Below are 25737 nucleotides of genomic sequence, written 5' to 3' on the forward strand. Positions count from 1 at the left end.
GCCGGACAGTCTAGGACATGGAGCCGGCAATCGGGGCTTAATTCCGTTCGCCTGGCGAATTGCCTCCCAGGCTGTCAAATATCGCCATTTCCGATGTCGGCCAGAGCGACCCAGCGTGACCGGAAATCGCGTAAAAGGTCGCGATTCTACCCTTGGCCTAAATTTTGAACACACATTGCCGAAATTGGTGACAAACAAAAAAAGTTAAGCTACGACTCACGCCTCAGGCGGTTCGTAAGGACAGAGTCTGGTGGTCCAAGTCTCGGGAGGAGCCCTGACGCGCTCAAGCAGCGTCAACCCGCTAAGCAAGGATAAAATCCAAAGTTTGGGGTAATAGGGTCGACACAATTTTCCGAGCAGGGCTGCGGCCCTGCTCTTTTTTTTCGACAGATTCCCGACAACGATAGCGACGCTTCATATCGTCCGAGACAAAAAAGGCCGGCTCAATGCCGGCCTTTTTTCGGAGATGCAACGCGCTGCGTATTACAGCGCACCACCCTTCGGCTTGATGCCCGACAGCCACGAACAGACCAGGCCCTGCACCGCGCCGACGATCCCGAATGTAAGGATCTGACGCAGCGGAATCGACACCGACGTCCAGATCAACATCATCCCGATACTCACCACATAGCCGGTCAATGCCGAGGTCAGCACCTTCGGCCATAGCCGCATCTTGTCTTCCAGAAACCAGTCCTCAAGCCACATCACCAGCGACGGGATCAGCCCGAACCAGTAGGCAAAGGGCAATCCCATGATGAAGCCGGGAAAGCCGCCGATGATCCTGCCGCTGGCAATTTCGCGCAGCTCGAAAACCGCAAAGCCGACAGCCGGCCCAAGCAACAGAAAAAGCAGAAAGCGCTTCATGCGTCAGCTCCGTATCGACACCTGAAAGGACAGACTCCGCAGGTTAAAGATCGCTCTCAGATCGGCACGCCCATCAGCTTCGAGAGCCTCTCGATGTTGAAGTAGCCCATGCGATACGCATACATGCCGGCGGCGAACAGCACCGCGGAAATCACCGTGGTCCAGATCAGCTTGCGCCCCATCCGGGCCAGCACAGGCGCACCGGGATCGGTGCCGTCGGTGCCCTTGCCGTCCTCATGCTGGCTGCGCACGCCGAATGGCAGCGTCAGGAACAGCGTGATCCACCAGATGACGAAATAGACCGCGAGCGACGTCGAGATCGTATAGGCCATCGTGTCCTCAGGACTGTTCGATTTCGGAAGCTTGTTCGATCTCTACCAGCGCGCCCGAGAAATCCTTGGGATGCAGGAACAGCACAGGCTTGCCGTGGGCGCCGATCTTCGGCTGGCCGTCGCCAAGCACGCGCGCGCCTTCCTTGATCAGGTTGTCGCGTGCCGCGATGATATCCGGCACTTCGTAACAGATGTGATGAATGCCGCCGTCAGGGTTGCGCTCGACGAATTTGGCGATCGGCGAATCCGCGCCGAGCGGCTGGATGAACTCGATCTTGGTATTCGGCAGCGTCGCGAACACCGTGATCACGCCATGCTCCGGCAGCGGCACGGTCGCGGAAATCTCGGCGCCGAAGGCGGTGCCGTAGATCTTCGCAGCTTTCTCCGCATCGGCGACGGCAATCGCCACATGATTGAGCCGGCCCAGCATGGTGTCCTCCGTAGTCTTTGTTTCTTTGCTTTTAGTCTTCGACCTGCAGGATGTGAACGTAGCACATCGTCTTCTTGCCCCATTGATCGGCGAGTGACGAGCGGACCGCGCGTCGCACCGACTCCGCCATCGCATCGGGATCGCGCTTGCGCGCCTTGGGCAGGTTCTCGACGACGTTGACGATGATGTCGAACACGACATCTTCCATCACCTCGCCCTTGAGGTTCTTTTCGGGAATGCCGATCAGGTCGACCGCAGGGTCATCGACCAGTTCGCCCTTCATGGTCACGGCCAGTGCCACGAAAGCACAGCCGGCAAAGGACAGCCGCCGCCGCTCGCTTACGGCGCGGGACTTGGAGTCCTCGAGAATGAGGCCATCCTTGAACATGCGGCCAGACGGCAGTTCGTCGATGACGGCAGCATCGCCGGGCGCCAGGCGCACCAGGTCGCCGTTCTTGACGATCATGGTCCGCGGCACGCCGCAGGCGCGCGCGAGCTTGGCATGCTCATGAAGATGGAGCGCCTCGCCATGGACGGGGATCAGCAGCTGCGGCCGCACCCAGGAGATCATGTCGCGCAATTCGTCGCGGCGCGGATGGCCGGACACATGCACCAGCGCATCGCGATCGGTGATCACCTCGATGCCCTGCGTGACAAGACCGTTGATGATGGTGCCGACCGCCTTCTCATTGCCGGGAATGGTCCGCGACGAGAAGATCACCGTATCGCCCTTGTTGAGGGTCACCATCGGATGGTCGTCGCTGGCGATACGCGCCAGCGCCGCGCGCGCTTCACCCTGGCTGCCCGTGCACAGCGCCACCACCTTGTCCGGCGGGAAATGGCCGTAATAGTCGGCGTTGCGGAACGCCGGCAGTCCATCGAGATAACCGCATTCGCGGGCCACCTGCACGACGCGCTCCATAGCGCGGCCGACCAACACCACTTCGCGGCCCGCGGCCTGCGCCGCTTCGGCAACGGCCCGCAACCGCGCCACGTTCGATGCAAAAGTCGTGACGGCGACGCGGCCCTTGGCAGCCTTCACCAGTTTGGTGAGCGTGGCGGCAACCTCCGTTTCGGACGGTGAGCGGCCATCGCGCACCGCATTCGTGGAGTCGCCGATGATGGCCAGCACGCCGGCATCGCCGAGTTCGCGCAGCCGCTTTTCGTCGGTTGGCAGGCCGATGATCGGCGTCGGGTCAATCTTCCAATCACCGGTATGCAGCACGGTGCCGAGCGGCGTGTGCAGCGCGATGGCGTGGGATTCCGGAATCGAATGCGCAACCGGAATGAATTCGAGATCGAACGGGCCGAGATTGATGCGGCCGCCCGATGGCACCACGGTGACGGGGATCTTCGGCGGATTGCGCTCGCTGGCGCATTTGGCTTCAAACAATGCGGCGCTGAACTGCGTCGCATAGATCGGGCATTTCAGCTTGGGCCACAGGTCGATAATGGCGCCGAAGTGATCCTCATGGGCGTGGGTGAGGACGAGACCGACGAGGTTCTTCTTTTCCTTTTCCAGGAAGCGCACGTCGGGCATCACCAGATCGATGCCGGGCAGATGTTCCTCGTCACCGAAATAGACGCCGAGGTCGATCGCCAGCCACTTCCCGGCCAGGCCATAGATCGACAGGTTCATGCCAATCTGGCCGACGCCTCCCAGCGGTGCGAAGGTCAATTCGTTGGGTCGCGTCATTTGCGTGCTGTCCTTGTCGACGCGGCCGATCCGAAATGAACGTCGCCGGCGGTAATAGGGATTCGCCGGCGATCCGCTGTCGCGACAATCATACAACCGGCCTCATCAATGGTGTCGAAAATTCCCGAAATCGTCTGTACCCCGTTGTCCACGGACACCGGCTGACCGATCCCTGCTGCGCGTTCCAACCACTGTCGCCGGATCTCGGCAAACCCGCGGCCGGAATCCCAGATGCCGCGCATCTCCTGCCAGGTGTCCGAAAGCGCCGCAAACAGGTCTTCGGCGCTGGCGCTGACGCCCATCGCATGCAGGCAAGCAACCGGATAAGGCATATTGTCGGGGGCCGCCACCACATTGGTGCCGATGCCGACGACAACAGCAAGCTGGCCGTTCGGCGCTGCCTCCGCCTCCAGATTCATTCCGACAAGCTTATGTCCGCCAGCCAGAACGTCGTTCGGCCATTTCAGCCGATAGTCATTCGCGGCCGACTGCGGCGCCCGCATCGCAGCTTCGACGCTGATCTGTCGGAGTGCCTTCTCAACGGCAACGCCAGCGGCGAAGCCCAGTGTCGCCGCAACTGACGGCGTCACATCAAGAACTTCCAGAACCGAACTGGCGAGGTTCCCGCGGGGAGCGACCCACGGCCGATGCCGTCGCCCACGTCCCGCGGTCTGTTCCGTTGTGACAAACCACATCGGACCGCGCTCGCCTGTGCGCGCGCGGTCCATGGCTTCAGTATTGGTCGAACCGGTTGAGTCGAATGCGGCGAGCTTCGTGCCCGCCGCGAGGGCTCGGGGACCGAGCGAAAATACCATCTAGAACAGCGACTTCGCTGCGAATGCCGCCGCGCTGACCAGAGGCGCCGGATAGACGAAGAACAGCACGTTGAAGAGACCCGCGACAGCCAGCACCGTGCGCAGTTCAACGCGCATCGGATCGAGCTTCCCGACCGGCTCGTCGAAATACATGAGCTTCACGATGGACAGGTAGTAGAACGCGCCCACCACGCTGGCCAACACACCGACCACGGCCAGTACGAACAGGCCCGACTTGATGGCCGCCATGAAGACGTAGAACTTGCCGAAGAAACCGGCCAGCGGCGGCACGCCTGCCAGCGAGAACAGGAACATCGCGAAGAAGAAGGCGATGATCGGATTGGTGCGCGACAGGCCAGCGAAATCCTTGATCGTCTCAACAGGCTGGCCACCCCGCTTCATGGTCAGGATGATGGCGAAGGTGCCGAGGGTCATCGCGACATAGATCGCGATATAGACCAGCACGCCCTGCGCCCCCTCCTGCGTGCCGGCGGCAAGACCGACCAGCGCAAAGCCCATATGGCCGATCGACGAATAGGCCATCAGGCGCTTGATGTTAGACTGGCCGATGGCGGCGAACGAGCCCAGTACCATCGAGGCCAGCGACACGAACACCACGACCTGCTGCCATTGCACGACAATGCCTGGGAACGCCGTCAGCGTGACCCGGGTGAACACAGCGAGTGCTGCAACCTTCGGGGCCGAGGCGAAGAAGGCGGTAACGGGCGTCGGTGCGCCTTCGTAGACATCGGGCGTCCACATGTGGAACGGCACAGCCGAAACCTTGAAACAGAGGCCGGCAAGCAAAAACACCAGCCCGAACACCAGGCCGATACTGCCGGTCTTGGCTTCGGCGGCGATGCCGGCGAAGGACACCGTGCCGGTAAAGCCGTAGATCATAGAAGCGCCGTAGAGCAGCATACCGGACGACAGCGCGCCCAGCACGAAATACTTCAGGCCGGCTTCGGTCGACTTTGCATTGTCGCGGTTGGAGGCTGCGACGACATAGAGCGCAAGGCTCATCAGTTCGAGGCCGAGATACAGCATGATCAGGTCGCCGGCCGAGATCAGCACCATCATGCCGAGCGTCGAGAGCAGCACCAGGATGGCGTATTCGAAAATGCGACGGGACTGGTCCGCGAGGAATTCGCGCGACAGGATCAACGTCACGGCCGACGCGATGATCGCCAGCACCTTCAGGAAACGCGCATAGTCATCGACGATGAAGCTGCCGCCGAAGGTGACATGCTTGCCGGCGGGCAGCATGATTTCAGCCGCACCGACCACCACCAGCAGGCAGACGGCAAGCGTGGTGACCAGGCCCGTGACCTTCGGTCCGTTGAAGGCACCGATCATCAGCAGCACCATGGCCCCAACCGCGAGCATCAGCTCCGGCAGTACGGGCAGCAGGGAATATCCGGCGGTCGTAATCGTCATTGCGCGTTATCCTGATCTGCTGCGGTCATTGCAGCAGCGCGGCTGCCTTCACGGCAGACGTTGCAGCAGCGTAATTGTTAACGAGGAGCTGGATCGAAGCCGCCGACATGTCGAGCACCGGCTTCGGATAGACTCCGAACAGAATGGTGAGAATGACCAGCGGCACCAGCACCAGGCCTTCCCGGAACGTGATGTCCTTGATGCCCTGCAGCGCCGGCTTGGTCAGTTCACCGAACACGACCTTGCGGTACAGCCACAGTGCATAGGCCGCCGACAGGATTACGCCGATGCTGGCGAATGTCGCCGTTGGGATCGAGACCTTGAAGGTGCCGATCAGCGTCAGGAATTCACCGACGAAGCCGGAGGTGCCGGGCAGACCGACATTGGCCATGGTGAACACCATGAACAGCGCCGCATAGATCGGCATCCGGTTGACGAGGCCGCCATAGGCCGCGATCTCGCGGGTATGCAGGCGGTCGTAGACGACGCCGACGCAGAGGAACAGAGCGCCCGACACGATGCCGTGCGACACCATCTGGAACACTGCGCCGGAGACGCCCTGTGTCGTGCCGGCGAAGATGCCCATGGTCACATAGCCCATATGCGCGACCGACGAGTAGGCGATCAGCTTCTTGATATCTTCCTGCATCAGCGCGACCAGCGACGTGTAGACGATCGCGATCACGGAGAGCGTCCAGACCATCGGTGCGAAATAGAGAGAGGCATCCGGGAACATCGGCAGCGAGAAGCGCAGGAAGCCGTAACCGCCCATCTTCAGCATGATCGCGGCCAGCACGACTGAACCTGCCGTCGGCGCTTCCACATGCGCGTCAGGCAGCCAGGTGTGTACCGGCCACATCGGCATCTTGACCGCGAAGGACGCGAAGAATGCCAGCCACGCCCATGTCTGCAGGCTGCGCGGCACGGCGGTGTGCATCAGCGTCGGGATATCGGTCGTCCCGGCGTTCCAGTACAGCGCCATGATGGCCAGCAGCATCAGCACCGAGCCGAGGAACGTGTAGAGGAAGAACTTGAACGAGGCGTAGACGCGGCGCGGGCCGCCCCAGATGCCGATGATCAGGAACATCGGGATCAGGCCGCCTTCGAAGAACAGATAGAACAGCACCAGATCCAGCGCCGAGAAGGTGCCGATCATCAGCGTTTCCAGGAACAGGAACGCGATCATGTATTCGCGAACGCGCTTGGTGACCGACTTCCAGCTGCACAGGATGCAGAACGGCATCAGGGCCGTGGTCAGGATCACGAAGGGCAGCGAAATGCCGTCCACACCCATATGGTAGTTGATGGTCGCGGCCAGCCACGGCGCCTTTTCGACAAACTGGAAGTCGCCGTTCGACGGATCGAAGCGCATCACCAGGATCAGCGAGACCGCAAAAGTGATCAGCGTGGTCCAGAGCGCGATCCAGCGGGCGTTGCCCTGCGCAGCCTCGTCATCGCCGCGGCTGAGATAAATCAGGATCGCGCCGACGATCGGCAGGAAAGTGACGACCGAAAGAACCGGCCATGTCATGACGGACGCCATTGTTACTGGCCCCCCAGGCCGAAGATGAACCAGGTGATCAACCCGGCGACGCCGATCAGCATCGCGAAGGCATAGTGATAGAGGTAGCCGGTCTGCAGCTTGACCACGCCGCGCGTGATATTGAGCACGCGGGCCGAGACACCATCAGGCCCGAGGCCGTCGATGATCATGCCGTCGCCCTTCTTCCAGAGGAAGTGGCCGATCCACTTGGCCGGGCGAACGAAGATGATCTCGTAGAGCTCGTCGAAGTACCACTTGTTGAGCAGGAACTTGTAGAGCAGCGGATGCTGGTTCGCGAGCTCGACAGGCAGGTAGGGTTTGCGAACATAGAACAGATACGAAATCAGGAAACCGAGCACCATCATCACGGTCGGCACATAGGGCACCCAGCCGGGAATGTGGTGCATCTCCTCGATGATGTGCGGGTTCATCTTCAGCGATTCCCGGAAGAACTCGCCGACATGATGACCAGCAAACAGCTCCTTGAACGGGAAGCCGGCGGCGAACGATCCGATGCCCAGCACGGCCAGCGGGACCAGCATCCACAGCGGCGCTTCATGTGCGGCATCGTAATGCTTCTTGTCGTGCGGCTCGCCATGGAACGTCTTGAACACCAGACGCCATGAATAGAACGAGGTCAGCAAGGCCGCGACGACGGTCATCAGGAAGCCGTAGAAGGCGAACGGATTGTGCGAGGCGTAAGCCGCTTCGATGATCGCGTCCTTCGAGAAGTAGCCGGCCGTGAACGGGAATCCGGTCAGCGCCAGTGTGCCGATGGTCATCATCGCATAAGTGAACGGGATCTTGTTCCACAGGCCACCCATCTTCCGGATGTCCTGCTCGTGATGCATCGCGTAGATCACCGAGCCCGAGCCTAGGAACAACAGAGCCTTGAAGAAGGCGTGCGTGAACAGGTGGAACATGGCGACCGAGTAAGCCCCCGTCCCCAGTGCCACGAACATGTAACCGAGCTGCGAACAGGTCGAGTAAGCGACGATGCGCTTGATGTCGTTCTGCACCAGACCGATAGTCGCCGCGAAGAACGCCGTGGTCGCGCCGACCAGCATCACGACGGCCTGCGCGTTCGGCGCGAGCTCGAACAGCGGCGACATGCGCGCCACCATGAACACGCCCGCGGTGACCATGGTCGCCGCGTGGATCAGCGCCGACACAGGCGTCGGGCCTTCCATCGCGTCCGGCAACCAGGTGTGCAGCAGGAACTGGGCTGACTTGCCCATGGCGCCGACGAACAGCAGCAGACAGGTCAGTGTCAGCGCATCGGCGTGCCAGCCGAAGAAGTTGATCGTCTTGCCGGTCAGGCTAGGCGCGCTGGCGAAGATGGTGTCGAGATCGGTCGAGCCAACCAGCATGAACAGCGCGAAGATGCCGAGCAGGAAGCCGAAGTCGCCGACGCGGTTGACGACGAACGCCTTGATCGCCGCCGCATTGGCCGAGGGCTTCTTGAACCAGAAACCGATCAGCAGGTAGCTGGCCAGACCCACGCCTTCCCAGCCGAAGAACAGCTGCAGCAGGTTATCCGCCGTCACCAGCATCAGCATCATGAAGGTGAACAGCGACAGATACGCCATGAAGCGCGGCCGGTTCGGATCATCTTCCATATAGCCGAGCGAATAGATGTGCACGAGCGACGACACCGTGGTGACGACGACCAGCATCACGGCGGTCAGCGTATCGACGCGCAGCGTCCAGGACAGCTGCAGGTCGCCCGAATTGATCCAGTTCAGCAGCACGATACGGGCATCGTGATGCATGAAGGCGACGTCCACGAAGGTCATCCAGGACAGCACCGCCGACACCACCAGCAGACCGGCGGTGATCAGCTCGGCCGCACGCGAGCCGAGCGCGGCCGGCTCGGCAACATGGTGATGGTCGTCGTGATCATCGTGACCATGATCGTCATGCCCATGCGCAGCATGTGCGCTGGCATCGCCGTGACCGTGGTCGTCATGCGCATGGTCCATCTCGTCGCCGCTCGGATTACGCCCATGCGCACCCAGGATGGCGATGAAGCCGGCGATCAGCGCGCCGATCAGCGGCAGGAATACAAGAGCCTGAATCATTGTTGGCTCAGCCCTTCATCAGATTGACGTCTTCAACCGCGATCGAGCCGCGGTTGCGGAAATAGACCACCAACACGGCGAGACCGATCGCTGCTTCCGCAGCGGCCACGGTCAGCACCAGCAGCGCGAACACCTGGCCCACGATGTCGCCGAGGAAGGTCGAGAACGCCACCATGTTGATGTTGACGGCGAGCAGGATCAGCTCGATCGACATCAGGATGACGATGATGTTCTTGCGGTTCAGGAAGATGCCGAGAATGCCCAGCGTGAACAGAATCGCTGCGACCGCCAGATAGTGTCCGAGACCGATCGTCATTTGACCCAGCTCCCCGCGTCGGCGTCCTGCAGGCCCTGCCCGGTCGCGACCTTGCGCACTTCCATCGCCAGTTCCGGATTGCGCGCGTTCTGAACATTGATGTCCTGGCGCCGCACTTTGACCTTGTGACGCAGCGTCAGCACGATCGCGCCGATCATCGCCACCAGCAGCACCATGCCGGCCAGCTGGAAGTAATGGATGTACTTCGTATAGAGCACGAGGCCGAGCGCCTCGGTATTGCTCACATTCGTCGGGATGGCCGCCGTGATCGACTTGGTGACGTTCGGGTTCATCACCCAGCCACCTGCGACCAGCAGCAATTCGGCCAGGAAGATCGCACCGATCACGAGACCAAACGGCAGATACTGGATGAAGCCTTCGCGCAGCTGCGTGAAGTCGACGTCGAGCATCATGATGACGAACAGGAACAGCACCGCGACGGCGCCGACATAGACGACTATCAGCAGCATCGCGAGGAATTCGGCACCCATCAGCACGAACAGGCCCGAGGCATTGACGAAGGCCAGGATCAGGAACAGCACGGAATGCACGGGATTGCGCGAGGCAATCACCATGACCGCGGAAGCCACGCAGATGCTGGCGAACAGATAGAAGAACAGTGCGGGAAGGATCATCTGGTCACCTTACCGGTACGGCGCGTCGAGTTCGATTGACTTCGCAATCTCGCGCTCCCAGCGGTCGCCGTTGGCGAGCAATTTCGCCTTGTCATAATAGAGTTCCTCACGCGTCTCGGTGGCGAACTCGAAGTTCGGTCCCTCGACGATCGCATCCACCGGACAGGCCTCCTGGCACAGTCCGCAATAGATGCATTTCACCATGTCGATGTCGTAGCGCACGGTACGGCGCGTACCATCGTTGCGGCGCGGGCCGGCTTCGATGGTGATGGCCTGTGCCGGACACACCGCTTCGCAGAGCTTGCAGGCGATGCAGCGCTCTTCGCCGTTCGGATAGCGGCGTAGCGCATGCTCACCGCGGAAACGCGGCGAGATCGGCCCTTTCTCGAACGGATAGTTCAGCGTCGGCTTCGGTTTGAAAAAATACCGCATGGCGAGGATGAACGCCGAGACGAACTCCGCCAGCAGAAGCGAATGAGCTGTTGCCCTGATATTCATAGTGACCTCATTTCGGAGCAAGGCCCCCGAATTGCAGCACGGCAGCGACGATGATGACGTACGCCAACGACAGCGGCAGAAACACCTTCCAGCCCAGACGCATCAGCTGGTCGTAGCGGTAGCGCGGCACGATCGCCTTCGCCATCGCAATCAGGAAGAACATGAACATCACCTTGAGGGCGAACCAGATGATGCCTGGCACCCAGGTGAATGGCGCGAACGGGATCGGCGACAGCCAGCCGCCAAGGAACAGGATCGTTGCCAGCGCGCACATGGTGACGATGGCGACATATTCACCGAGCATGAACAGCAGATACGGGGTCGAGCCGTATTCGGTCATGAAGCCCGCGACCAGTTCCGATTCCGCTTCGACGAGGTCGAAGGGGGGACGGTTGGTTTCAGCCAGCGCCGAGACATAGAAGATCACGAACATTGGGAACAGCGGGATCCAGTACCAGCCGAGAATGCCCCACTTCGAATTCTGCGCGGCGACGATGTCCGTCAGGTTCAGCGAACCGACGCAGAGCAAGACGGTGATGATGACGAAGCCAATCGAAACTTCGTAGGACACCATCTGCGCGGCGGCGCGCAGCGCCGACAGGAACGGATATTTCGAGTTCGACGACCAGCCGGCCATGATGATGCCGTAGACCGACAGCGACGAGATCGCGAAGATATAGAGCACGCCGACATTGATGTCGGAGATCACCCAGCCGAGATCCATCGGGATCACCGCCCAGGCCGCCAGCGCGAGCACGCAGGACACCAGCGGCGCCAGCAGGAACACGCCCTTGTTGGAGCTGGAAGGAACCACGGGCTCCTTCAACACGAATTTCAACAAGTCCGCGAAGGATTGCAGCAGGCCGAATGGCCCGACCACGTTGGGGCCACGGCGGATCTGTACCGCCGCCCAGATCTTGCGGTCAGCCAGCAGGATGTAGGCAATCGCAATCAAGAGCACCACGAGCACAAGGAGGCTCTGCGCGACCATGATGATCAGCGGCCACAGGGTGCTTGTCCAGAATTCAGCCATCGGTTTACTCCGCCGCCGTCAGCATCTGGCCGGAGGCCAGGCGGGAGCATTCCGCCATGATGGCTGACGCACGCGCGATCGGGTTGGTCAGGTAGAAGTCCTCAACGGAGGCCTTGAACGGTGTCTTGTCGACGGTGCCCCCCTTGCCCGCAAGGGTCTTGATCGCACCGGCATCGCCGGCCTCGATCTGATCGATGCGCATCAGGTGCGGTGCAGCCTTGAAGATCGCCTGCCGCAGCGCAGCCAGCGAGTCGTAAGGCAGCTTGTGGCCGAGCACGTCGGACAATGCGCGGATCACCGCCCAGTCCTCGCGGGCATCGCCCGGCGGGAAACCGGCGCGCTCCGCCATCTGCACGCGGCCTTCGGTGTTGACGAAGATGCCGGACTTCTCGGTATAGGCCGCACCCGGCAGGATCACGTCGGCGCGATGCGCGCCGCGGTCACCATGGGTGCCGATGTAGACGACGAAGGTGCCGTCGGCGACTTTCACGTCGTCGGCGCCGAGCGAGAACAACACATCGAGCGAACCAGCCGACGTCATCTGTGCGAGGCTCAGGCTGCCAGATGTCGGCGCGAAACCGATATCGAGCGCGCCGACCGTCGAGGCCGCCATCTGCAGCACCGCAAAACCGTTCCAGCCGTCCTTGATGACACCGAAGTCCGAAGCGAGCTTGGCAGCCGCCGCGAGTACCGCAGCGCCATCGGCACGTGCGGCCACACCGGCGCCAACCAGCACGATCGGATGCTTGGCGTTCTTCAGCACATCGGCGAAGGCGTTCTTGCCGGCGGCGAGTTCGGCCAGCGAGTCCGTGCCGGCGCCGAGATAGTCGTAGCGATAGGTCAGATCGGCCTTCTCGCCGATCACGCCGACCTTCAATGCACCGGTGCGCCATGCCTTGCGGATGCGCGCGTTGAGAACGGCGGCTTCCTTGCGCGGGTTGGCGCCCACGATCAGCAGCGCATCGGCCTGCTCGATGCCGGCGATGGTCGGGTTGAAAATGTAGGACGCGCGACCAGTGGCCGCATCAAACGCGCCCGCGCTCTGGGTCGCCAGATTGGCCGAACCCATGCTTGCGAGCAGTTGCTTCAGCGCGAACATTTCCTCGACCGCAGCGAGATCGCCAGCGATGGCGCCGATCTTCTTGCTGCCGGCCACCTTCGCAGCGATGGCACTGAACGCTTCAGCCCAGGTCGCAGCGCGCAGCTTGCCGTTGTCGCGGATATACGGACGATCGAGACGCTGCGTGCGCAGGCCGTCGACGATGTGGCGTGTCTTGTCGGAGATCCATTCCTCGTTCACGGCCTCATTGACGCGCGGCAGGATGCGCATCACTTCGCGGCCACGGGTGTCGACGCGGATCGCCGAGCCGACCGCATCCATGACATCGATGGACTGGGTCTTGCCGAGCTCCCACGGACGCGCGGCGAAAGCGTAAGGTTTCGAGGTCAGCGCACCGACCGGGCAGATATCGACGAGGTTGCCCTGCAGCTCCGAGGTCAGCGCCGTTTCCAGGAACGAAGTGATTTCCATGTCCTCGCCGCGACCGGTGGCGCCCATTTCCGGCACGCCGCAGATCTCGGCGGCGAAGCGGACACAGCGCGTGCACTGGATGCAGCGATTCATCGAGGTCTTCACGAGAGCGCCGAGATACTTGTCCTCGACGGCACGCTTGTTTTCGGCAAAGCGCGACGTGTCGACGCCGTAGCCCATCGCCTGGTCCTGCAAATCGCACTCGCCGCCCTGATCGCAGATCGGGCAATCCAGCGGGTGGTTGATCAGCAGGAATTCCATCACGCCTTCGCGTGCCTTCTTGACCATCGGCGAGCGGGTCGAGATTTCCGGCGGCTCACCCTTCGGGCCCGGACGGCAATCGCGCACGCCCCAGGCGCAGCTCGCGACCGGCTTCGGTCCGCCCTTCACCTCGACCAGGCACATGCGGCAATTGCCAGCGATCGACAGGCGCTCATGGTAGCAGAAGCGCGGGATTTCGGCGTCGGCGGCTTCACACGCCTGCAGAAGCGTGTATTCCGCGGGGACCTCGATCTCTTTGCCGTCGATGATCAGTTTCGTCATAGCCATGCGCCCTACTCCGCCGCGACCAGATGCGCGGGATCGAGGATGCCTTGATCGTCAAGCGTGGCCTTGCGGCTGAACTCTTCGATGCGGCGTTCGATCTCCGGGCGGAAGGCGCGGATCAGGCCCTGCACCGGCCACGCGGCGGCATCGCCGAGTGCGCAGATGGTGTGGCCTTCAACCTGCTTGGTGACTTCGAGCAGCATGTCGATCTCGCGCTTGTGGGCGCGGCCCTCGACCATGCGGCTCAGCACGCGCCACATCCAGCCGGTGCCTTCGCGGCACGGCGTGCACTGGCCGCAGCTCTCATGCTTGAAGAAGTAGCTGATGCGGGCAATCGCCGCGACCACGTCGGTGGACTTGTCCATGACGATGACGCCGGCGGTACCGAATGACGACTTCACCGCGCGGGTGCCGTCGAAGTCCATGATGAGTTCTTCGCAATCCGCGGCCGGGATCAGCGGGCACGATGCGCCGCCGGGGATAATCGCCAGCAGATTGTCCCAGCCGCCGCGAATGCCGCCGCCGTGCTTCTCGATCAGCTCCCTGAACGGAATGCTCATGGCGTCCTCGACGACGCAGGGCGTGTTGACGTGGCCGGAGATGCCGTAAAGCTTGGTGCCGACATTGTTCGGACGGCCGATCGAGGCGAACCACGCCGCGCCGCGCCGCAGGATGTCCGGCGCAACAGCGATCGACTCCACATTGTTCACCGTCGTCGGGCAGCCGTAGAGACCGACATTCGCCGGGAATGGCGGCTTCAGGCGCGGCTGGCCCTTCTTGCCTTCAAGGCTTTCGAGCAGTGCAGTCTCTTCGCCGCAGATATAGGCGCCGGCACCGTGCGCGACATAGAGGTCGAACGGGAAGCCGTGGATGTTGTTCTTGCCGATCAGATTGGCCTCATAGGCCTGATCGATCGCCGCCTGCAGATGCTCGCGCTCCCGAATGAATTCGCCGCGCACATAGATATAACCGACATGGGCGCCCATGGCGCAGCCGGCGATCAGGCAGCCTTCGACCAGCGTATGCGGATCGTGCCGCATGATCTCGCGGTCCTTACAGGTACCGGGCTCGGACTCGTCAGCATTGACGACGAGATAGCTCGGGCGGCCGTCGGCATTGTCCTTCGGCATGAAGGACCACTTCATGCCGGTCGGGAAACCTGCACCGCCGCGGCCACGCAGGCCCGACGCCTTCATCTCGTTGACGATCCAGTCGCGGCCCTTGTCGATGATGGCCTTGGTGCCATCCCAGCCGCCGCGGCGGCGTGCGCCGGCGAGACCCCAGTCGTCGAGGCCGTAGAGATTGCGGAAGATGCGGTCGTTGTCGTCGAGCATGGCTTCCTCGATCAGCGATTGGATTGCTTGTAGGCGAGCATCGCGGCGCAACCGCCGAACACAACGGCCCACAACAGACTTGATTCAAGCGTGGCGTTCAAAAAGAAGCGCTGCAGCGAGAAAATGAACGCAGCTGCGACCGTCGTATGCAGTGCGATGTAGAGCCACTTGTTCATTGCCGCGTCCCCCGACTGCGTTGCAAATTTCATCGACAGCGCGCGCATCATTTCTTCGGCTCCTTGGGATTCTTCGGATCCTTGGGAGTTCCACCTTTCGGCGGATTGGTCTTGGTCGCGTCGGCAGCCGGCGGCTTCGGCGCCGGGCGCTCCTGCACATTGGCCGACTCGGTCTGCTTCTTCGGCTCTGCATCGGCGAGCGCGGGCTCCTTCGGCATATCCAGAACCTTCGTGTATGTGGCGGCGCCACCGCTCGTCATCACGCGCGCGCCGCCTTCGGGCGCGGCAAACTGACGGCCGATCTGCGAACCCGGCTTCGGCGGCGTGCCGGCGGCAAAGCCGTCGATCAGCTTGTTCATGCTCTCTTTGGTGAGGTCTTCGTAGGTGTCGCTCCAGATCATCGCCATCGGGGCGTTGACGCAGGCGCCGAGGCACTCGACCTCCTCCCACGAGAAGTCGCCATCTGCGGACAGATGGAACGGGTCGTGATGGATGCGATGCTGACAGACGTCGATCAGATCGCCGGCGCCGCGCAGCATGCAAGGCGTGGTACCGCAGACCTGAATATGCGCCTTCTTGCCGACCGGCTGCAGCTGGAACTGGGTGTAGAAGGTCGCGACTTCGAGCACGCGGATATAGGGCATTTCCAGCATGTCGGCGACGACGCGGATCGCGGCTTCCGACACCCAGCCGGCCTGCTGCTCCTGTGCGCGCCACAGGATCGCGATCACGGCCGATGCCTGACGGCCGGGCGGATAATGCGTGATCTGCTCTTTCGCCCACGCCAAATTCTCAGGCGTGAATTCAAACGAAGCGGGCTGAACTTCTTTCGGAGCCAAACGGCGGACGGACATGTCTAGTCTCTCAATGAGTGCGGCGCGCCGCGCTCGCATTCAGGCTGTTGATGCGGTCGAGCCAGAACGCACTCGATGTGCCAAACACGTTGTAGCCAACATGTGTGGACACCTTGATGCGATCGAGGATCGACAACTCGGTCACGGTTTCGAAACGGTTGGTGGCGGGATCATGCACGATCAACTTGAGCGGCGTTTGATCCAGGATAAAGCGTGAGACAGTGTGATGCGGGTCATTGCCGTGCTCTTCGCACATGATGACCGAGTCGCCCTGCAGCAATCGCGCGCCGCCCTTGATAGCCTCGATCTCGACGCCTTCGACGTCGAGCTTGATCAGGTATTTGCCAGACATCGACACCTTGCCGTCGTCGAGCAGATTATCGAGCGAGATCACAGGCACTTCCTCGCCGCCGGCATTGGGATCACCGGCGATGCTGAAGGCTTCGTGCTTGGTGCCCGACAGATGTGCCGTGCCGCGCTGCGAACCGATCGCGCATTTGATGACGTCGAACCGGTCACCATTGATCCTGGCATTGTTGGCGAGCTTGGCGAAATTATCGAATGACGGCTCGATCGCAATCGCCTTGTGCGAGCCGAACGGCGCGCTCGACACCAGCACCGACCAGTATCCATAATTCGCGCCGCAATCGAGCAGCGTGTAATCGACGTCGATCGAGTTCCGGAACAACACCTCAAGCTCGTCTTCATAGGAGAACGTGCGGTTGAGCAACTTGCTCCAGTAGCCATCGCCGAACGGGAACGCGAACAGCGCATCCGCATTCAGCTTCACCACGAGATCCCGCGCCGGCAGCACCGTCCTGCGCATCAGGTTGGCGCACATGTTGTAGCCGCGATGCGAGAACGACGACGAGATCTTCGAGCCAACCACCAGCGCACATGCCATCGCACGTTCCCAGAGATTCACGCTCTGGAGAACGCCGGACGCCCGGTCAAACTGGATGGGAGGCGTCAGCGTCACTGTTTGACCTCAACCTCATCACCGATTGCGTGACGGCACGACCAGTTCTCACCCACGGGAGCCGGTCGGCCAAAGCGGCGCGCAATCACGGGGCCGTTGTTGCAGGTGCAATCACCGTTCGACAAAACGAAGCTCTCAACGCCGCCCAGATCGCCGCTGGCGATTTCCTGGAAGCCGGCTGGCAGCTTCTTGAAGGCAGCATAGTGCGCGCAGCCGAGCTCGGCCGCGAAAGCGGGCAATCCGATCAGACCTGTCATAGCCAGACTGAGACCCGCAGTCACGTTCATCGATCGACCTCTCCGAACACGATATCGAGCGAACCGAGGATGGCAGAGACGTCGGCGAGCAGATGGCCGCGGCACATGAAGTCCATGGCCTGCAGATGCGCAAAGCCCGGCGCACGGATCTTGCACTTGTACGGCTTGTTGCTGCCGTCGGAGACGAGATAGACGCCGAACTCACCCTTCGGCGCTTCGACGGCGGCATAGACTTCGCCTTCCGGCACGCGGAAGCCTTCGGTGTAGAGCTTGAAGTGATGGATCAGCGATTCCATCGAGCGCTTCATCTCGCTGCGGCGCGGCGGGAAAATCTTGTTGTCCTCGACGGCGACAGCACCCTGCCCGTCCGCGGCGCGCATCTTGGCGATGCACTGCTTCATGATCTTGGTCGACTGCCGCATCTCTTCGACGCGGATGCAGTAACGATCGTAGCAATCGCCGTTCTTGCCGATCGGAACGTCGAATTCCATTTCGGCGTAGCACTCATAAGGCTGCGACTTGCGCAGATCCCAGGCGGCGCCGGAGCCGCGCACCATCACGCCGGAGAAGCCCCACTTCCAGGCGTCTTCCAGCGACACCACGCCGATATCGACGTTGCGCTGCTTGAAGATGCGGTTACCAGTGAGCAGCGTCTCGAGATCGTCGAGCACCTGCGGGAAGGCATCGCACCAGGCATCGATGTCGTTGATCAGCTTGGGCGGCAGATCCTGATGTACGCCGCCGATACGGAAGAATGCGGCATGCATGCGCGAGCCCGAGGCACGCTCATAGAACACCATCAGCTTCTCGCGCTCTTCGAAACCCCATAGCGGCGGGGTCAGCGCGCCGACGTCCATCGCCTGCGTGGTGATGTTGAGAAGATGCGACAAGATACGGCCGATTTCGGAATACAGCACGCGGATCAACTGGCCGCGGCGCGGCACGGTAATGCCGAGCAGCTTTTCAGCAGCCAGACAGAACGCGTGTTCCTGGTTCATCGGCGCGACGTAATCGAGCCGGTCGAAATACGGGATCGCCTGCAGATAGGTCTTCTGCTCGATCAGCTTCTCGGTGCCGCGGTGAAGCAGGCCGATATGCGGATCGACGCGCTCGACGACTTCACCGTCGAGCTCCAGCACCAGGCGGAGCACGCCGTGCGCGGCCGGATGCTGCGGTCCGAAGTTGATCGTGAAATTGCGAACGTTGGGTTGTTCGGTCATGGCTTGACCTCTGCCTTCTCGTCACCCGGCAGCACGGGATAATCCGCGCCTTCCCAGGGCGAGAGGAAATCGAATTTGCGGAATTCCTGGTTGAGCCGGACCGGCTCGTACACCACCCGCTTCTCCTGGTCGTCGTAACGAACCTCGACGAAGCCTGTGAGCGGGAAGTCCTTGCGCAGCGGATGGCCGTCGAAACCGTAATCGGTCAGCAGCCGGCGCATGTCGGGATGACCGACAAAGATCACGCCATAGAGGTCATAGGCTTCGCGCTCGAACCAGTCAGCGCCGGGAAACACCGAAATGATCGACGGCACCTGAGTTGTTTCGGATGCGAGCGCCTTCACGCGGATGCGCGTATTCAGCGTCGGCGACATCAGGTGATAGACAACGTCGAAGCGCTTTTCGCGACCGGGATAGTCGACAGCCGTCGCATCGGTGAAATTGACGAAGCGGCAGCGCGGATCGTCACGCAGGAACTGCGCGACCTCGACGATCTTCGATGTTTCCACCGCAATCGTCAGCTGGCCGAACGCCACCTCATGCGCGAGCGCGGCACCCGGCAGGGCGCCGACAATCGTCTGACCCAGTGTGTCGAGCCTCACATCGTCCATGACAAAGCCTTAAGCGTTCGCGAGTCTTAGCGTTCAATCGTGCCGGTGCGGCGGATCTTCTTCTGCAGCAGCAGCACGCCGTAGAGAAGCGCTTCTGCGGTGGGCGGGCAGCCCGGGACATAAATGTCGATCGGCACGATACGGTCGCAGCCCCGAACCACCGAATACGAGTAGTGATAGTAGCCGCCGCCATTGGCGCAGGAACCCATCGAGATGACGTAACGCGGCTCCGGCATCTGGTCATAGACCTTGCGCAGCGCAGGGGCCATCTTGTTGGTCAGCGTGCCGGCGACGATCATCACGTCGGACTGACGCGGCGACGCACGTGGCGCGAAGCCGAAGCGCTCGACGTCGTAACGCGGCATCGACACCTGCATCATCTCGACCGCGCAGCAGGCGAGACCGAAGGTCATCCACATCAGCGAGCCGGTGCGCGCCCATGTGATCAGGTCGTCGGTCGCGGCAACGAAGAAGCCCTTGTCGGACAGCTCGGCATTGACCTCGAGAAAATACGGATCGTTCGCGCCGACCGGCTTGCCGGTGGACGGATCGATGATGCCTTTTGGCGCCTGCGCGATGGCGGGAGCCGAGGCTGTGACTGGGCTCAATCCCATTCGAGCGCGCCTTTCTTCCATTCGTAGGCGAAACCGATGGTGAGCACGCCGAGAAACACGATCATCGACCAGAAGCCGGTTGCGCCAAGCTTGCCGAAGGCCACTGCCCACGGAAACAGAAAGGCGACTTCCAGATCGAAGATGATGAAGAGAATCGCCACCAGATAGAACCGCACATCGAACTTCATGCGCGCGTCGTCAAAAGCGTTGAATCCGCATTCATAGGCGGACAGCTTTTCCGGATCTGGCTGCTGGTAGGCGACAAGAAATGGCGCGATCAGCAAGGCCAGACCGATGACGGATGCTATGCCGATAAAGACCACAAGTGGGAGATAATTATGCAAGATGCCGTTCATCGGCGAGCCTTACTCCTGCGGCCCTGACTTTGCCACAGATTCGAACATTGGAATGGTTCTGAGCCTTAGCGCAGCGCAACAAGCCATGCAAGACAAGGGATGTTGACAGTTTCATGCTCTGCCATGCGCGGCGCGACGATTGAAACGCAACCTTGCCGATGCATCGCCGGCTGCGACAAACCTTCCGCAGATTCTCAAAAATCCGGCATGACTTCTCAACCACCGGGACCGTCAAACCTCGCCCGTCGGCGGGTCGGACCTGGCGCTCCTTCCCGGCAACATCAAGCCCTCCAGTTCGGCGCGTTTCCGCACCAGCAGCAACTCCGCGGCGGCGTTGTCCATGCCCGCCTGTCGCAACAGACGGATCGCCGCGCCGAGCTCGGCGATCTGCGCCCGCAATGTGATGATCCTGAGCTGCGGCGGCTCGCTCACGCCGGACATGCCAGCCCCTCACGCTCCGCAATGAGCACCAGCAGATCGGCCTGCATCCGTCGCAGGCGCATGGAGGCATTGGCACAGTCCAGCCCGGCATTGGTCAGCAGCCGGATATCCGACTGCACCCCCTTCATCTGGTAGCGCAGCCGGGCGATTCTGAAATTCAGGTTGGCGAGCTTGGTCATTTGCGATATAGAACAAAAAGAGAACAAATTGACAAGCCATTGTTTCGACCCAGATCGGATTTTTTGGAGGTTCCCATGACCCCTGCTTTAATGACCCTGGCTTTGAAGACCCCGACTTTGAGCACCCACAGTGAGATTGTCGTCCCCGCGACTGCGGCATCGGTATCGTCGTATGAGAGCCTGCCGGATCGCCTCTCCGGCCCGATGACCCGCGGCCAGGCGCTGACGCTGAAATCGCTGGCGATCGAGGCCTATCAGCCCAAACAATTCGAAAAGGACCTGACGCGCGCTGAAGCCGCCCGGCGAATCGAGGCGCTGAAGCAGGAAATCGCGTTGGCAGATTCGTTCTGAGCGCTGGCACGTCAAATGCCGCGCGAGACGTCTGCAACTCTATAGTTCTCTTGAGGAAACTTGTGGGGACGACCGCGGATGGACCTGAATCCCGCCATTCCCGATGGAATGGCGCGAGAGACGGGACTCGAACCCGCGACCTCTGCCGTGACAGGGCAGCGCTCTAACCAACTGAGCTACTCCCGCGTGGATCGTCTGCAATCCCGCAGTGGGGCTGGACATAAAGGGACGCCCTTTTGAAGTCAAGGACGTTGCAGAACCATTCCCCGGGACATCACTAGAGGGCGTCGCTGCAGGCTGTGCGAGAAGGCCGTTTTAAGGCCGGAAATGCAAATAAGCCCCTGTTTGCAGGCAAAACAGCGGGGCGGCATCGCTCCGAATCGTTTAAGCCCTGCTGCGTCACAGGTTTAAGACAGACCACCAACGAGAAGGGCCAGATTCATGGCAAAAGCTGCAACCACCACCGCCGCGAAAGCGGCCACTCCTCCCACCATCACGCTGAAGCATCTCGCCGCGGCCCTGGCTGAAGATCACGAGCTGTCGAAGAAGAAGGCCGAAGAAATCCTCGGTGACATGGTGGAGCGCATCACCAACCACCTCAAGAACGGCGAGCGTATCCGCATTGTCGGCCTTGGCATCCTTCAGGTCCGCAAGCGCGCCGCCCGCATGGGTCGCAACCCGGCGACCGGCGAGCAGATCGAGATCGCGGCCAGCAAGAAGGTCGCGTTCCGGCCGGCCAAGGAACTCAAGGAAGCCGTCTGATCGACCGCTTGAACTGATCTCATTCCGGGCCGCGTCCTCGTGACGGCCCGGAATGAAACTTCTAAGCTGTGAGGACTTCTGCAATCAGATGGTGCCCTTTGACAGCAACTCCCCCCTTCGATTTCGCTCATGACGTAACTGCGCACTTCCTGCGCTATGTGGTGATCGACACCCAGTCCGACCCCGCCTCCCCCACCTGCCCATCGACCGAAAAGCAGAAGGATCTCGGCCGCGTGCTCGCGCAGGAGCTGCGGGACCTGGGGCTCAGGGACGCGCATCTCGATGAGCATGGCTATGTCTATGCGACGATCCCCGCAACATCGGACAAGAAGGTGCCGGTGATCTGCTTCTGCTCGCATATGGACACCTCGCCCGACTGCAGCGGCAAGGACGTCAAACCGCAGATCGTCAAAAACTATCGGGGCGGCGATATCGTGCTGCCGGTGGACACAACGCAGGTCATCCGCGTCGCCGACAATCCGGCGCTGAAGGACCAGATCGGCCATGACATCATCACCACCGACGGCACCACTTTGCTGGGCGCCGACAACAAGGCTGGCCTCGCCGAGATCATGGACGCGGCACGTTTCCTGGTTGCCAATCCACAGATCAGGCACGGCACCATCAAGATCCTGTTCACGCCCGATGAAGAGATCGGCCGCGGCGTCGACAAGGTCGACCTGACAAAGCTGGGCGCCGACTTCGCCTACACCATGGATGGCGAGACCGCCGGCTATGTCGAAGACGAGACTTTCTCGGCCGACGGTGCCGTCATCACCATCGAAGGCGTCAGCGCGCATCCCGGCTTTGCCAAGGGCAAGATGGAGCACGCCATCAAGATCGCTGCCGCAATCGTCGAGCGACTGCCGAAAGACACCTGTTCGCCTGAGACCACCGACGGCAAGCAAGGCTTCCTGCATCCGATCGGCATTTCAGGCGCGCTTGAACGAGCGACGCTCAGTCTGATCGTGCGCGACTTCACAGATGACGGCCTTGCGGAGAAGGAAGCGCTGCTGCAATCCATCGTCGACGACGTGATGATGGCCTATCCGCACTCGACGGCAACGCTCGAGATCAAGCAGCAATACCGCAACATGAAGCAGGTGATCGACCGCTATCCGCAGATGGTCGAATACGCCGTGGAAGCGATCCAGCGCGCCGGGCTCAAACCCGTCCGCAGCAGCATCCGCGGCGGCACCGACGGATCGCGGCTGTCCTTCATGGGCCTGCCCTGCCCCAATATCTTCGCCGGCGAACACGCCTTCCATGGCCGTACCGAATGGGTCAGCGTCCAGGACATGGAAAAAGCCGTGCAGACCATCGTACATCTGGCGATGATCTGGGAAGAAAGGGCGTAGTGGTAACAAAGAACCATTCGCGGCACAAAGCAGCGAGGGACGGGCGTTCCGGCAATGACGGAACGGTGTATAGTTGTGTTGTCAATCGAATGGCGAATTGCGCGCCGTGACGGCGACGATATCCTCGCCCCGTACATATTATAAATTATTACAAGAATTATTTCCCAAAACATAGCTCCATTTCAGCTGACACGCAGGCGCGCCATGGGGTCATTCAAAGGCAAGCATTTTCAGACCGCATTGTCGGCCATCGAAAGCATTGCCAATGCCGCCTCCATGTCTGCGGTTGGCGATATCGTGGCCGCTACGGTCAAATCGTTCGGCTACAACCACGTCTGCTTTCTGGCCTCGACCGGCGTCCACCAACCGTTCGAAGATCGCGTGTTGCTGAAAGTATGGCCCAAGCCTTGGGCCGAACAATATAGCGCGTCCAATTTCTATGCCTCGGATCCTGTCGCGCCGCGGATCCGCCGGCAACCCGAGCTGTTCACCTGGTCCGACATCCGGCTCGATGAGGTCAGCCCGATATCACGGACCATCATGGAGATCGCGTCTGTCGATTACGGATTGAAGTTCGGCCTCTGCGCACCCGTGCACGGCATGAACGGCTATCAGGCCGGCCTGTCACTGGCAGGCTACGAAGTCGAAAATACCGAGGACGCGCACGGCGCCATCGAGCTCGTCACCATGTATGCGTTCAACCGCTTTGCGACGCTTCGCTCTCACCAGCGTGCGAAGTTGATCGCCCTCACCTTGCGGGAGCGCGAGGTCGTCAGCTGGGTCGCTGCCGGAAAGACCGCCTGGGACACGAGCGTCATTCTCGGTATCTCCGAAGACACGGTGAACAAGACTGTCACCGCTGCCATGCACAAGTTGAATGCGCATACGCGCGCGCAGGCCGTGGCCGAAGCGATCACACAAGGACTGATCGCTTTCTGAATTGTCAATCCCCTGCCCACGGAATATCGCGACCAAAGTCATCATGAGAACCCTCCACGCAGACGAGCGTGGAGAGCTTTTTATGATCGAGGTCATTCACAGCGGTAATGCTGGGCAGTTCGGCGATCTCCTGGACAAGCAATTTCGGTTACGACACGAGGTCTTTGTCGGAGAGCGCGGCTGGACCGCCTTCGATGTCGATGGCATCCACGAGAAGGACCAGTATGACGATGATGCTGCCGTCTATCTGGTCGCGGCCGATGACGCAGGCGCTGTCGCCGGCGGCTTCCGGCTCTATCCAACCGTCTTGCCTCACATGCTCAGCGAGAATTTTGCGCAGCTTGTCGATGGTGCGCTGATCCAGCGACGTGATGTACTGGAGCTGACGCGCTTTGCCATGCGCAAATCCGAACGCCGCAGCCGGCACTATTTCGAACTGCTGCTCGCGATTCAGGAATATGGCCTGATGGAAGGCCTGTCCGGTTTCACCTCGGTCATCAATCCCTTGCGCATCCCGATTCTTCAGGGCTTCGGACTGGAGATCGAGCCGCTGGGATTGCCAGCCATGATCGATGGCGAGACCACCATCGCCGTGCTGTTTCATGTCAGTGAAAAGTGTTTCGCCCGCGTCAGCAAGAGTGTCGCCATCGAAGACAGCGTCTTTGCACTGCCTCAGACATCCCGGCGGATCGCCTGATGCCGATGTCCCCCAATCAGTTCCATGTCATTCAGGGCGGCAAGGACAGCGACGAGCTGATCGTCACGATGCTGCAAGCTTTGCGGCTGGCAAACGCATGCGGGTCCGAGACGACCTATGATCTGCTGCGCATGGCGCTGTTGAACGAAGGCGTTCAACTCGCCAAGGTGCTGGCGGCGCGCTAGGCGAAACACCTGAGGGCGAGATCGGAATATCCGCGCGAGAACGCCTTGCCGCGACCGAGTCCCGGCGTTAAGAAAGGCCGTGAGGGCGATTGCCCGAGGGCGGCTAGCTCAGCTGGTTAGAGCATCTCGTTTACACCGAGAGGGTCGGGAGTTCGAATCTCTCGCCGCCTACCACCTCCTTGGCCACTACGGATCGTTCGATCCCTTTGGCCGCGCTGGCAGTTCCGCAAGATCATGAATCCAGGGCGCGGCTGACCGGCACCAGATCTGACGTCGTGGCGGCAGCTCGGCGCGCTGGCGGATACTGCCCCAGCGAATGCCCCATTCGTTGTCGTCAGCCGCCTCGCCACTAGCGAATATCGGCGAGCCGCAGTCCCCGCAAAAGTGCTGCAGCCGGTTGAGACCGTTGTCGCCGCGCTTGACATAGACCTTCGGTGCACCGCCCGTCATCTCGATCGTGTCGGCCGGCGTCAGCACCGTGACGCGATAGGGTGAGCCCGTCAGCATCTGGCAATCGGTGCAGTGACAGATCGAAACCAGCTGCGGATCGATTGTCGCGCGATAGCTGATGAAGCCGCAGTGGCATTGGCCGTCGATGTCCATCGTGCCGTCTCCAGAACAACCTCCGCATAGATCCGATCCTGTCACAAAAAAACGGCGCCCCGAA

31 protein-coding genes and 2 tRNA genes are annotated in these 25737 nt (G+C 61.3%); 7 read left to right on the forward strand and 26 right to left on the reverse strand.

Annotated elements, in window-relative coordinates; all coding sequences use genetic code 11:
* Nucleotides 1-483 precede the first annotated feature (483 nt).
* The 24 genes from A4A58_RS07670 to A4A58_RS07785 form a co-directional block, all read right to left on the reverse strand.
* Complete coding sequence (locus A4A58_RS07670) at nucleotides 484-864, reverse strand: hypothetical protein (protein WP_068730875.1); 381 nt, start codon at nucleotides 862-864, stop codon at nucleotides 484-486.
* A gap of 56 nt (nucleotides 865-920) precedes the next feature.
* A complete protein-coding gene (locus A4A58_RS07675) occupies nucleotides 921-1196 on the reverse strand; it encodes a DUF1467 family protein (RefSeq protein ID WP_068730876.1) in 276 nt (91 codons plus the stop codon).
* A 7-nt stretch (nucleotides 1197-1203) separates the two neighbouring features.
* Nucleotides 1204-1626 carry a methylmalonyl-CoA epimerase gene (gene mce, locus A4A58_RS07680; protein WP_068730877.1) on the reverse strand — a complete coding sequence of 141 codons (423 nt, stop codon included), beginning with the start codon at nucleotides 1624-1626 and terminating at the stop codon, nucleotides 1204-1206.
* Between the two features lie 31 nt (nucleotides 1627-1657).
* Complete coding sequence (locus A4A58_RS07685) at nucleotides 1658-3322, reverse strand: ribonuclease J (protein WP_068730878.1); 1665 nt, start codon at nucleotides 3320-3322, stop codon at nucleotides 1658-1660.
* A complete protein-coding gene (locus A4A58_RS07690; RefSeq protein WP_068730879.1) occupies nucleotides 3319-4137 on the reverse strand; it encodes a biotin--[acetyl-CoA-carboxylase] ligase in 819 nt (272 codons plus the stop codon). Before A4A58_RS07690 ends, A4A58_RS07685 begins: the two co-directional genes overlap by 4 nt.
* Nucleotides 4138-5574, reverse strand: a complete 1437-nt coding sequence (nuoN, locus tag A4A58_RS07695) for an NADH-quinone oxidoreductase subunit NuoN (RefSeq protein WP_068730880.1) — start codon at nucleotides 5572-5574, stop codon at nucleotides 4138-4140.
* A 25-nt stretch (nucleotides 5575-5599) separates the two neighbouring features.
* Complete coding sequence (locus A4A58_RS07700; RefSeq protein ID WP_068730881.1) at nucleotides 5600-7117, reverse strand: NADH-quinone oxidoreductase subunit M; 1518 nt, start codon at nucleotides 7115-7117, stop codon at nucleotides 5600-5602.
* Between the two features lie 2 nt (nucleotides 7118-7119).
* Nucleotides 7120-9198 (reverse strand): NADH-quinone oxidoreductase subunit L, encoded by a 2079-nt coding sequence (nuoL, locus tag A4A58_RS07705; RefSeq protein WP_068730882.1) that lies wholly within the window; start codon nucleotides 9196-9198, stop codon nucleotides 7120-7122.
* 7 nt (nucleotides 9199-9205) lie between these two features.
* Nucleotides 9206-9514, reverse strand: a complete 309-nt coding sequence (gene nuoK / locus A4A58_RS07710; RefSeq protein WP_068730883.1) for an NADH-quinone oxidoreductase subunit NuoK — start codon at nucleotides 9512-9514, stop codon at nucleotides 9206-9208.
* Nucleotides 9511-10149, reverse strand: a complete 639-nt coding sequence (locus tag A4A58_RS07715; protein WP_068730884.1) for an NADH-quinone oxidoreductase subunit J — start codon at nucleotides 10147-10149, stop codon at nucleotides 9511-9513. The genes nuoK and A4A58_RS07715 overlap by 4 nt, the downstream gene beginning before the upstream one ends.
* Before the next feature lie 9 nt (nucleotides 10150-10158).
* Nucleotides 10159-10647: an NADH-quinone oxidoreductase subunit NuoI gene (gene nuoI / locus A4A58_RS07720; RefSeq protein WP_068730885.1), complete on the reverse strand. Its 489-nt coding sequence runs from the start codon at nucleotides 10645-10647 to the stop codon at nucleotides 10159-10161.
* 7 nt (nucleotides 10648-10654) lie between these two features.
* Nucleotides 10655-11680 carry an NADH-quinone oxidoreductase subunit NuoH gene (gene nuoH / locus A4A58_RS07725; protein WP_068730886.1) on the reverse strand — a complete coding sequence of 342 codons (1026 nt, stop codon included), beginning with the start codon at nucleotides 11678-11680 and terminating at the stop codon, nucleotides 10655-10657.
* A gap of 4 nt (nucleotides 11681-11684) precedes the next feature.
* Complete coding sequence (gene nuoG, locus A4A58_RS07730; RefSeq protein WP_068730887.1) at nucleotides 11685-13754, reverse strand: NADH-quinone oxidoreductase subunit NuoG; 2070 nt, start codon at nucleotides 13752-13754, stop codon at nucleotides 11685-11687.
* A gap of 11 nt (nucleotides 13755-13765) precedes the next feature.
* On the reverse strand, nucleotides 13766-15091 hold the full coding sequence (nuoF, locus tag A4A58_RS07735; RefSeq protein WP_068730888.1) for an NADH-quinone oxidoreductase subunit NuoF: 1326 nt from the start codon (nucleotides 15089-15091) through the stop codon (nucleotides 13766-13768).
* An 11-nt stretch (nucleotides 15092-15102) separates the two neighbouring features.
* Nucleotides 15103-15315 carry a hypothetical protein gene (locus A4A58_RS07740; protein WP_068730962.1) on the reverse strand — a complete coding sequence of 71 codons (213 nt, stop codon included), beginning with the start codon at nucleotides 15313-15315 and terminating at the stop codon, nucleotides 15103-15105.
* A complete protein-coding gene (nuoE, locus tag A4A58_RS07745; protein ID WP_068730889.1) occupies nucleotides 15315-16121 on the reverse strand; it encodes an NADH-quinone oxidoreductase subunit NuoE in 807 nt (268 codons plus the stop codon). The genes A4A58_RS07740 and nuoE overlap by 1 nt, the downstream gene beginning before the upstream one ends.
* A gap of 10 nt (nucleotides 16122-16131) precedes the next feature.
* The gene (locus A4A58_RS07750; protein WP_244499693.1) at nucleotides 16132-17100 is read right to left on the reverse strand and encodes an FkbM family methyltransferase; all 969 of its coding nucleotides are present in this window, start codon (nucleotides 17098-17100) and stop codon (nucleotides 16132-16134) included.
* On the reverse strand, nucleotides 17097-17387 hold the full coding sequence (locus A4A58_RS07755; RefSeq protein WP_068730890.1) for a hypothetical protein: 291 nt from the start codon (nucleotides 17385-17387) through the stop codon (nucleotides 17097-17099). Before A4A58_RS07755 ends, A4A58_RS07750 begins: the two co-directional genes overlap by 4 nt.
* Nucleotides 17384-18577 carry an NADH-quinone oxidoreductase subunit D gene (locus A4A58_RS07760; RefSeq protein WP_068730891.1) on the reverse strand — a complete coding sequence of 398 codons (1194 nt, stop codon included), beginning with the start codon at nucleotides 18575-18577 and terminating at the stop codon, nucleotides 17384-17386. Before A4A58_RS07760 ends, A4A58_RS07755 begins: the two co-directional genes overlap by 4 nt.
* The gene (locus A4A58_RS07765; RefSeq protein WP_068730892.1) at nucleotides 18574-19188 is read right to left on the reverse strand and encodes an NADH-quinone oxidoreductase subunit C; all 615 of its coding nucleotides are present in this window, start codon (nucleotides 19186-19188) and stop codon (nucleotides 18574-18576) included. The genes A4A58_RS07760 and A4A58_RS07765 overlap by 4 nt, the downstream gene beginning before the upstream one ends.
* A gap of 26 nt (nucleotides 19189-19214) precedes the next feature.
* Nucleotides 19215-19802 carry a NuoB/complex I 20 kDa subunit family protein gene (locus A4A58_RS07770; RefSeq protein ID WP_068730893.1) on the reverse strand — a complete coding sequence of 196 codons (588 nt, stop codon included), beginning with the start codon at nucleotides 19800-19802 and terminating at the stop codon, nucleotides 19215-19217.
* Nucleotides 19793-20158 carry an NADH-quinone oxidoreductase subunit A gene (locus A4A58_RS07775; protein ID WP_068730894.1) on the reverse strand — a complete coding sequence of 122 codons (366 nt, stop codon included), beginning with the start codon at nucleotides 20156-20158 and terminating at the stop codon, nucleotides 19793-19795. Before A4A58_RS07775 ends, A4A58_RS07770 begins: the two co-directional genes overlap by 10 nt.
* Before the next feature lie 231 nt (nucleotides 20159-20389).
* Nucleotides 20390-20599 carry a hypothetical protein gene (locus tag A4A58_RS07780; protein WP_068730895.1) on the reverse strand — a complete coding sequence of 70 codons (210 nt, stop codon included), beginning with the start codon at nucleotides 20597-20599 and terminating at the stop codon, nucleotides 20390-20392.
* The gene (locus tag A4A58_RS07785; protein WP_068730896.1) at nucleotides 20587-20778 is read right to left on the reverse strand and encodes a hypothetical protein; all 192 of its coding nucleotides are present in this window, start codon (nucleotides 20776-20778) and stop codon (nucleotides 20587-20589) included. Before A4A58_RS07785 ends, A4A58_RS07780 begins: the two co-directional genes overlap by 13 nt.
* 75 nt (nucleotides 20779-20853) lie before the next feature.
* On the opposite strand from A4A58_RS07785, the gene A4A58_RS31445 reads away from it, so the two are divergent.
* Nucleotides 20854-21129, forward strand: a complete 276-nt coding sequence (locus A4A58_RS31445) for a DUF3072 domain-containing protein (protein ID WP_244499694.1) — start codon at nucleotides 20854-20856, stop codon at nucleotides 21127-21129.
* 109 nt (nucleotides 21130-21238) lie between these two features.
* Here A4A58_RS31445 and A4A58_RS07795 read toward each other — a convergent pair.
* A tRNA-Asp gene (locus A4A58_RS07795) sits at nucleotides 21239-21315 on the reverse strand.
* A gap of 255 nt (nucleotides 21316-21570) precedes the next feature.
* On the opposite strand from A4A58_RS07795, the gene A4A58_RS07800 reads away from it, so the two are divergent.
* The 6 genes from A4A58_RS07800 (at nucleotide 21571) to A4A58_RS07825 (ending at nucleotide 25244) form a co-directional block, all read left to right on the forward strand.
* On the forward strand, nucleotides 21571-21891 hold the full coding sequence (locus tag A4A58_RS07800; protein ID WP_068730898.1) for an HU family DNA-binding protein: 321 nt from the start codon (nucleotides 21571-21573) through the stop codon (nucleotides 21889-21891).
* A gap of 98 nt (nucleotides 21892-21989) precedes the next feature.
* A complete protein-coding gene (gene pepT / locus A4A58_RS07805) occupies nucleotides 21990-23249 on the forward strand; it encodes a peptidase T (protein ID WP_068730899.1) in 1260 nt (419 codons plus the stop codon).
* Nucleotides 23250-23453: 204 nt separating this feature from the next.
* Nucleotides 23454-24188, forward strand: a complete 735-nt coding sequence (locus A4A58_RS07810) for a helix-turn-helix transcriptional regulator (RefSeq protein WP_068730900.1) — start codon at nucleotides 23454-23456, stop codon at nucleotides 24186-24188.
* Between the two features lie 82 nt (nucleotides 24189-24270).
* Nucleotides 24271-24885: an acyl-homoserine-lactone synthase gene (locus tag A4A58_RS07815; protein ID WP_068730901.1), complete on the forward strand. Its 615-nt coding sequence runs from the start codon at nucleotides 24271-24273 to the stop codon at nucleotides 24883-24885.
* Nucleotides 24885-25070, forward strand: a complete 186-nt coding sequence (locus A4A58_RS07820) for a hypothetical protein (RefSeq protein ID WP_068730902.1) — start codon at nucleotides 24885-24887, stop codon at nucleotides 25068-25070. The genes A4A58_RS07815 and A4A58_RS07820 overlap by 1 nt, the downstream gene beginning before the upstream one ends.
* 97 nt (nucleotides 25071-25167) lie before the next feature.
* Nucleotides 25168-25244 (forward strand) — tRNA-Val (locus A4A58_RS07825).
* 12 nt (nucleotides 25245-25256) lie between these two features.
* Here A4A58_RS07825 and A4A58_RS07830 read toward each other — a convergent pair.
* Nucleotides 25257-25673, reverse strand: a complete 417-nt coding sequence (locus A4A58_RS07830; protein ID WP_068730903.1) for a GFA family protein — start codon at nucleotides 25671-25673, stop codon at nucleotides 25257-25259.
* Between the last annotated feature and the right edge of the window lie 64 nt (nucleotides 25674-25737).

The organism is Tardiphaga robiniae (assembly GCF_001618955.1).
Classification (GTDB): domain Bacteria; phylum Pseudomonadota; class Alphaproteobacteria; order Rhizobiales; family Xanthobacteraceae; genus Tardiphaga; species Tardiphaga robiniae_A.

Excerpts from the sequence above, each read along its gene's own strand:
- nuoF (WP_068730888.1), bottom strand. The coding sequence starts at position 15,091 with ATGCTCGACGACAACGACCGCATCTTCCGCAATCTCTACGGCCTCGAC.
- A4A58_RS07810 (WP_068730900.1), top strand. The coding sequence starts at position 23,454 with ATGGGGTCATTCAAAGGCAAGCATTTTCAGACCGCATTGTCGGCCATC.
- A4A58_RS07685 (WP_068730878.1), bottom strand. The coding sequence starts at position 3,322 with ATGACGCGACCCAACGAATTGACCTTCGCACCGCTGGGAGGCGTCGGC.
- A4A58_RS07740 (WP_068730962.1), bottom strand. The coding sequence starts at position 15,315 with ATGCGCGCGCTGTCGATGAAATTTGCAACGCAGTCGGGGGACGCGGCA.
- A4A58_RS07765 (WP_068730892.1), bottom strand. The coding sequence starts at position 19,188 with ATGGACGATGTGAGGCTCGACACACTGGGTCAGACGATTGTCGGCGCC.
- A4A58_RS07760 (WP_068730891.1), bottom strand. The coding sequence starts at position 18,577 with ATGACCGAACAACCCAACGTTCGCAATTTCACGATCAACTTCGGACCG.
- nuoG (WP_068730887.1), bottom strand. The coding sequence starts at position 13,754 with ATGACGAAACTGATCATCGACGGCAAAGAGATCGAGGTCCCCGCGGAA.
- nuoH (WP_068730886.1), bottom strand. The coding sequence starts at position 11,680 with ATGGCTGAATTCTGGACAAGCACCCTGTGGCCGCTGATCATCATGGTC.
- A4A58_RS07785 (WP_068730896.1), bottom strand. The coding sequence starts at position 20,778 with ATGACCAAGCTCGCCAACCTGAATTTCAGAATCGCCCGGCTGCGCTAC.
- A4A58_RS07755 (WP_068730890.1), bottom strand. The coding sequence starts at position 17,387 with ATGAACGTGACTGCGGGTCTCAGTCTGGCTATGACAGGTCTGATCGGA.
- A4A58_RS07820 (WP_068730902.1), top strand. The coding sequence starts at position 24,885 with ATGCCGATGTCCCCCAATCAGTTCCATGTCATTCAGGGCGGCAAGGAC.
- nuoI (WP_068730885.1), bottom strand. The coding sequence starts at position 10,647 with ATGAATATCAGGGCAACAGCTCATTCGCTTCTGCTGGCGGAGTTCGTC.
- A4A58_RS07770 (WP_068730893.1), bottom strand. The coding sequence starts at position 19,802 with ATGGGATTGAGCCCAGTCACAGCCTCGGCTCCCGCCATCGCGCAGGCG.
- A4A58_RS07690 (WP_068730879.1), bottom strand. The coding sequence starts at position 4,137 with ATGGTATTTTCGCTCGGTCCCCGAGCCCTCGCGGCGGGCACGAAGCTC.
- A4A58_RS07700 (WP_068730881.1), bottom strand. The coding sequence starts at position 7,117 with ATGGCGTCCGTCATGACATGGCCGGTTCTTTCGGTCGTCACTTTCCTG.
- A4A58_RS31445 (WP_244499694.1), top strand. The coding sequence starts at position 20,854 with ATGACCCCTGCTTTAATGACCCTGGCTTTGAAGACCCCGACTTTGAGC.
- nuoK (WP_068730883.1), bottom strand. The coding sequence starts at position 9,514 with ATGACGATCGGTCTCGGACACTATCTGGCGGTCGCAGCGATTCTGTTC.
- nuoN (WP_068730880.1), bottom strand. The coding sequence starts at position 5,574 with ATGACGATTACGACCGCCGGATATTCCCTGCTGCCCGTACTGCCGGAG.
- nuoL (WP_068730882.1), bottom strand. The coding sequence starts at position 9,198 with ATGATTCAGGCTCTTGTATTCCTGCCGCTGATCGGCGCGCTGATCGCC.
- A4A58_RS07675 (WP_068730876.1), bottom strand. The coding sequence starts at position 1,196 with ATGGCCTATACGATCTCGACGTCGCTCGCGGTCTATTTCGTCATCTGG.
- nuoE (WP_068730889.1), bottom strand. The coding sequence starts at position 16,121 with ATGTCCGTCCGCCGTTTGGCTCCGAAAGAAGTTCAGCCCGCTTCGTTT.
- mce (WP_068730877.1), bottom strand. The coding sequence starts at position 1,626 with ATGCTGGGCCGGCTCAATCATGTGGCGATTGCCGTCGCCGATGCGGAG.
- A4A58_RS07670 (WP_068730875.1), bottom strand. The coding sequence starts at position 864 with ATGAAGCGCTTTCTGCTTTTTCTGTTGCTTGGGCCGGCTGTCGGCTTT.
- A4A58_RS07800 (WP_068730898.1), top strand. The coding sequence starts at position 21,571 with ATGGCAAAAGCTGCAACCACCACCGCCGCGAAAGCGGCCACTCCTCCC.
- A4A58_RS07715 (WP_068730884.1), bottom strand. The coding sequence starts at position 10,149 with ATGATCCTTCCCGCACTGTTCTTCTATCTGTTCGCCAGCATCTGCGTG.
- A4A58_RS07815 (WP_068730901.1), top strand. The coding sequence starts at position 24,271 with ATGATCGAGGTCATTCACAGCGGTAATGCTGGGCAGTTCGGCGATCTC.
- A4A58_RS07780 (WP_068730895.1), bottom strand. The coding sequence starts at position 20,599 with ATGTCCGGCGTGAGCGAGCCGCCGCAGCTCAGGATCATCACATTGCGG.
- A4A58_RS07830 (WP_068730903.1), bottom strand. The coding sequence starts at position 25,673 with ATGGACATCGACGGCCAATGCCACTGCGGCTTCATCAGCTATCGCGCG.
- A4A58_RS07775 (WP_068730894.1), bottom strand. The coding sequence starts at position 20,158 with ATGAACGGCATCTTGCATAATTATCTCCCACTTGTGGTCTTTATCGGC.